The following is a 6,000-nucleotide window of genomic DNA, read 5'->3' as shown; positions in this document are numbered from 1 at the left end:
ACCAAGGGATGGCTTTTCGTGAATTTTTTAGTAGTGTAGCTTACTTTATCTTTTTTCTTTTGGTCACAAATTTATTCCTGACCAAGCATTCAAAAAAAATTCTTTTAATAACATTCAATATCAATGCTGTTTTACTGGTTTTGCTGGGGTTTTTCTACCGATTTGGGTGGATTAATCCTCTGTCTCGACCATTGGGGATGAGCATGAAAGATCTTTTTTTGGCAGCATCAGGTCGTTTGCATTCAACTATGCAATACCCAAATACCTTTGCTGCTTATCTCGCAATGGCGATAATAACCTTGATTCTTATTCATTTTTTGGAAGAAAAACCGGTTTATCTCAGTTTTTGGGGGTTTATACTTTTTTTTCTTCAAACTGGATTATATTTTACCTATTCCCGGGGAGCTTTGTTGGTATTTATCATAACCTCGGTGGTTTTATTCTTTTTGTTGAAAAGGAAAGAGAAGATAAAGCATCTTCTTATTCTCATGGTCGTATTTATTTGGACAATACTTTTTACTCCGCGCTTGGAAAATTTTTTATTCAACAATTTACCCGGTCAGTTTTTTGGTTTCCTCTTATTAGGGAGTCTTTTACAGGCTTTTAGCATCTATTTGCTTTCCTTCCTATGGAAAAAGTTGATCAACCTATCAAAACCATCAATTCGTACCTCCTATTTAACAGTTGGAATTGGTGTTGCTCTTGTTCTCGTTATTTTAATTATTTTGGGACTAAAACCAGCCTTCTTGGGTGATCGTTTTCGGCAAATCACTCTCAACACCATCATTTCTCAAGAAAGATGGATTTTTTATGGAGATGGTTTAAAAATATTCCAAACCCGACCAACCGTTGGTTGGGGAGGAGGAGGATGGGAAGCTTGTTATTTTGCCCATCAATCCTATCCCTATTTTAGCGAAAACACTCACAATTATTTTCTTCAAGTGATGATTGAAATCGGCATTATTGGTTTGTTAGCAACAATTGGGTTAATAATTGGCCTTTTTTATCAAATTTATCGTTTCAAAAAGGTGAATAGTGATAATTGGGATACTCTTTTCGTTTTAGGATTGGGAGCTGCAGTGTTTTTGGGATTTTTTCATGGATTCATTGATGTTGATTTTGCTCTTGGTTCTTTTTATTTTGGCATTTGGGTGTTTATTGCTTTCATCAACCAAATAACTCGATCTCAGCAAATCACCATCAAAAATCGACATTTATTTGAAATGAAAATACCCAATTGGGTGTTGTTTTCCGGGGTTATTTTTTTAATGATTTTTTCCCTATTTTTGATTTCTGGAGAACGGGCAAAAATTTGGGGCGGATATTTTGCAGCTCATGATGATATCAATCAAGCTATTCAATACCATCAAAAAGCAGTCAATTCGATTCCTTTCAATTCTCAAAGCCATTATCTTTTAAGTACTTATTACCGGGAATTGTTTAATACCCAAAAGCAAGCAGAGTTGAGAATAAAAAGTGAATATCATAGTGAAAAAGCTACCGGCTATTCCCCTTTTGATTATCGATATCAAGAAAATAAAGCAGTTTTAAGGGTAGAAAAAGGAGACTTTGAAACTGGTTTGAATGAATTTGAAAAAGCCATTTATTTAGCACCCTTTATATCTACAACCTATGAGCACTATCTACAAACCTGTCTATCGGTTGCTGATTTTTACCTTATGCAATCTGATAAAAGAAAAGCTATTCATTATTTAGAAAAGGGTTTGCGTATCGATGATATATTTACAGCTTTTTTGGATAATTCATTAAGACCAGTAAAGAAAACCACTACTTACAATGAGATTCTGAAAGAATTAAAAAACCAGCTTCAGGAAATTAAGGAATGACCTCAATTACCGAGAAGCTTTCGTTTTTTTTGGTTCTATTCATTGTAATCCTTTCTCCTTATTACCGGGGTATCTATCCTGATTATTACAAACTCCCATTTTTGACTCTCATTTTTTTAGCCTTTCTTATTTATCTTCTGGCAATGGTACGAAAGAAAGAAAGACTTTTCCAATTAAGCCTTCCGGAAATGTTCTTTTTCTTATTAGCAATAGTATACCTTTTTACGATTATAGTAGCTTCCAGTAAATATTCTTCAGTAATTGCCTTTATCAGCTATATAGCGTGGGCATTTCTTTTTTGGTTGATATTGGAATTGTTCCAAAAGAAATCATTAAAAATGTTCTTAATTCAAATAATGGTCTGTAATGCTGGTGTATTATCGCTTTTGGCAATCTTTGATGCCTTCCACTTTATTCCGGAAAGATTTCAAAATTTTTTAGGAATGAGTTTTTGGGGTTTATATTTTTCCGGAAGATTGGCCACTGCCTTTCAATATCAAAACACCTCGGCATCTTTTTTTGCTGTTTGTTTGTTCTTAGGAATTTTTATTTACCTTCAAGAAAAAAATTGGTGGAAAAAGCTGATAAATGGTGTTCTTTTATTTTTGATTTTCTTTGGTTTTCTTTTTGCTTTTTCGAGAGGCACAAATCTTATCTTTTTAATTACACTTCTATTTCTTTTTATTTTAGTCAGAAAAAAAGAATACATAACTTCAGTTGTTTTAATTTTATCTTCATTGCTCTTGCCAAGCATTTTTTTACAGATAGAGTTGGATAGGTGTTTGTCTCAAGCTCTTCCCTTCGATTTTTTAGTTTTGTTTTTGATTGGATTGGGCTCCTTCTTTTTGTTAAGCTTTTTGTTTTTACCTAATCAACAAATTTTCTTGGTGAATAAAATCAATAAAAAACTGGTTTTTTTTCTAATTCTATTAGTAATCTTGGGAATAGAATGTTTTTTCGTTTTTTTTATTCAATTCGATGTAAAGAACTTCACTTTTGTTCGAGGATTTGGAGAAAAGGGAAGAGATATCAGCTTTGAAACAAAAAATGTTATTTATCGATTTACTTTTTACCGTGATGCTTTAAAAATGATTCAAAAAAAGCCTCTTTTGGGTTGGGGCGGTGGGGGTTGGGCAGCACGGTATTTCTCCTTTCAGTCTCATACCTATTATACTAAGTTCCCTCATTCCTTTTATTTAAATACTTTGGTTGAATCAGGAGTCTTGGGATTGGTTCCCCTTTTATTTTTACTTTTCTATTCATTGTATATTTGTATAATTTCCACAAACCAAAATCAGTCTATATCAATAATCCCTTACTTGGGAGCCGGGGTCTTTTTAATTTTTTTACATAGCAGCATTGACTTAAATTTTGCCATGGGCGCTTATCATATTTTTGCTTGGACACTTCTAGGCCTTTTGCTGAGTTTTTATCCTTTACAAAAGCTAAAACTCTCTATTCCATTAATAATTCCCTTGCTGTTAACGCTTATTTTCTTTATTTTAAGCATTTTTTTGGGGAATGCCGAGTATTATTACCAATCAGGGAATGAATATCGAGCTGGGAATGATTTCGTTCATTCAGCGAAAGCCTGGGAAACAGCCGTCCGCCTCAATCCCTGGCACGATAATGTCCTATATCAATTGAGCAATTTATCTTCCGATATTTATTTACAAACAAAAAAGGAGGAATTTTTGAACCTGGCCTTGGAGAAAAATCAAAAAGCTTTAAATATAGAGCCTTATAATTATGAGTACTATCGGCATAGAGCAGATCTTTTTCTTTTAAAAGGAGAAGTAGATGAAGCCTGGAAAGATTATAAATATTCAATGGAACTTGCCCCAATGGTTTTAGGTAATTACGAAAAGATACTTTTTGCTTTTTTGAATTTATTAAATTCTCAACAGAAATCCATAAATCCAAATACTTTAAGTCAAATAAAGGTGTATACTGATGAGGTTTTTCATCTCTATCTCGAAAATCAGTTAAAATCGACCCAACCAAATCCACCAAGTGAAGCATTGAATTTCTTAAAAAGGGATATTGATACAGTATTAGGAGGTGGGAACACTGGAAATTCTATAACCGAAGATTGAGAATATTATAATAAGTATATTGTTGACTAAATAAAAAGATTGGAGTGATTTCACCTTGAAGAATGGTAAGCAAAATCAGCTACTGAAGTATATCCCTTTATTTTTGTTCATTTTTATTTTGCTTCCCGGATGTTTTTTGGTTGATAACCCATATCAACCAAGCCCCACGCCTGGATCTCCCGCCGATCCTTCGCCGACTCCTTATGTTTCTCCTAATGCAATCGATTTTACTCTCTCTGATCTTGATGGAAACCAATATTCACTAAGTGAATTTCGCGGGAAACCGGTATTGGTCGCCTTTTTTGGTTTTTTATGTTCCCATTGCCGTAATGAAATGCCTCGAATCCAAAATCTCTATATGAAGTATAAAGAGAGTCAAAACTTGATCGTTTTAGGAGTTGGAGTATCAAGCTCAATTGGGCAATTACGTGACTTTCAATCACAATATGGGTTAACCTTTCCTGTTCTTGATGATTATAACCGGGATGTCTACCATCGATTCTTCGGTTCTGGAATACCGGCCTTATTGCTCATCAATAAATCTGGTGAGGTTGCCTATACCTATAATCAATCAGAGTTGTCGGAAGCTGAAATTGAAAACCTTTTAAATTCTTATATTTTTTAATCGAAGGTTTTGAACGCAACCCAGATAATAGGGTTTATACTGGGTTGCGTTATTTTTATAAAAATTCTTCAACGTATTCTTCTAAGAGACCAGCTTGGTCGAGGATGTCTAATATCGTAATTCGGCTTCTTACAAAGCGGGAGAAAAGAAAAGAGTCTTTCACTAAGGATCGCGGAAAACCTAGCTCTTCAAAAGTTGATGGGGTTTTCGATCGTTTTAAAGCTTGTTCAACATCAGGTATAGCAAATAGTTTTTCTGATATCATTTGTCGCAGATGATTGGTAAATCCCGGTTTTTTGAAAGAATCGATAAAAACCATTGGAGATGTGATTTTTTGAGTTGCTTCTTTTTCGACCGATGGATAGAGAGAACCAAATTTTTCCTGTAAGATTTCCTTGTTTACCCGAATAGGGTGGGGAGAAGCAATCTTCTCCCAATCGATGGTATCAATTTCTTTTAAAAATCTCTGATACATTTTGTGGATAAAGAGAGTGGCAACTCCCACCCTTAAACCGTGAAGAGAGGTATTTTCTCCCCGGGAAAGACTAATCATTTCTAAGTAATGAGCGATGAGATGTTCAGCACCTGAAGCTGGTCGAGAATCACCAACCAGTGCCATGCTAAAACCTGAGTTGAGAAGAGCAATGGATAAAGCTCTGACGGCTTCGGATTTTCGTTGAGGGATTTGGTCGGCAGACTCCCACAAAATCCGAAGGGCTTCCTTGACTAAGTCCCAGGAATACTGACAAATATATTCATCTTGAAGCTGATGACGCAGAACCCAGTCGGAGTTGGCCGTAGTTTTCCCGATTAAATCAGAAAAGCCTGATTGGAGAAGGTCTAAGGGAGCTTCTACCAATACGTCGAGGTCCATAAAAATCGCTTTGGGAGGGGTTGCTTCAAAAGTGATTTTGTATCCATTTACCAACATGGGCGCGCCAAGGGAAGGATATCCATCCATTGATGCTGCGGTGCCAACTACTACATAAGGAAGGTGAGACCGATGGGCAACGAATTTTACCAGGTCATTAATAACTCCTGAACCAACTGCAATCATAAAATCTGGTTGGTATCTTAAACCAGTTCCAACCTGATGTCGGGTGTCTTCGTCAGGCTCTAAGTATTGAGTCGGAGAGTTATGAGAAAGTAAAAGAGGAATTGTTTCATATTTTTCTTGGTTTAATATTGTTACAATTTTTTGCCCAGCTGCCTGGTAGGTATTTTCGTCAAAAACGATCAAGCATTTCTTTCCCAAATTAAGCTGGTTTAGAATGGGTGGTATCTGCTCTAAAAGCGAGTGATCAACGATGGTTTTTTGGGTTAAAATGCGATGAGTTTCACCACAAGTACAAGAAATATCTGTAGCCTTTTGAAAATAAAAAAGCTCATCCATAGTTTTCTCTCTTTCTGTTTTTTTATCATTGATTGTATT

Annotated in this window: 4 protein-coding genes; 3 read left to right on the top strand and 1 reads right to left on the bottom strand. The window is 35.3% G+C overall.

What is annotated here, in order from left to right:
* The 3 genes from PLK24_RS00220 to PLK24_RS00210 form a co-directional block, all read left to right on the top strand.
* A partial coding sequence (locus PLK24_RS00220) for an O-antigen ligase family protein (RefSeq protein ID WP_324475654.1) occupies positions 1–1,847 on the top strand: 1,847 nt, incomplete at its 5' end.
* Between the two features lie 29 nt (positions 1,848–1,876).
* Positions 1,877–3,943: an O-antigen ligase family protein gene (locus tag PLK24_RS00215; protein WP_324475653.1), complete on the top strand. Its 2,067-nt coding sequence runs from the start codon at positions 1,877–1,879 to the stop codon at positions 3,941–3,943.
* Between the two features lie 55 nt (positions 3,944–3,998).
* A complete protein-coding gene (locus tag PLK24_RS00210; protein ID WP_324475652.1) occupies positions 3,999–4,568 on the top strand; it encodes a peroxiredoxin family protein in 570 nt (189 codons plus the stop codon).
* A gap of 55 nt (positions 4,569–4,623) precedes the next feature.
* On the opposite strand, the gene PLK24_RS00205 is transcribed toward PLK24_RS00210, so the two are convergent.
* Complete coding sequence (locus tag PLK24_RS00205) at positions 4,624–5,961, bottom strand: sn-glycerol-1-phosphate dehydrogenase (RefSeq protein ID WP_324475651.1); 1,338 nt, start codon at positions 5,959–5,961, stop codon at positions 4,624–4,626.
* Positions 5,962–6,000: the final 39 nt, after the last annotated feature.

This window comes from Atribacter sp., assembly GCF_035418125.1.
GTDB lineage: Bacteria > Atribacterota > Atribacteria > Atribacterales > Atribacteraceae > Atribacter > Atribacter allofermentans.
Note: the sequence above shows the minus strand (reverse complement) of the source record. Positions and strands in the feature narration are given on the sequence as shown.

What these genes read in the sequence shown, in the direction of transcription:
- PLK24_RS00205 (WP_324475651.1), bottom strand. Translation starts at nt 5,961, where the DNA reads ATGGATGAGCTTTTTTATTTTCAAAAGGCTACAGATATTTCTTGTACT.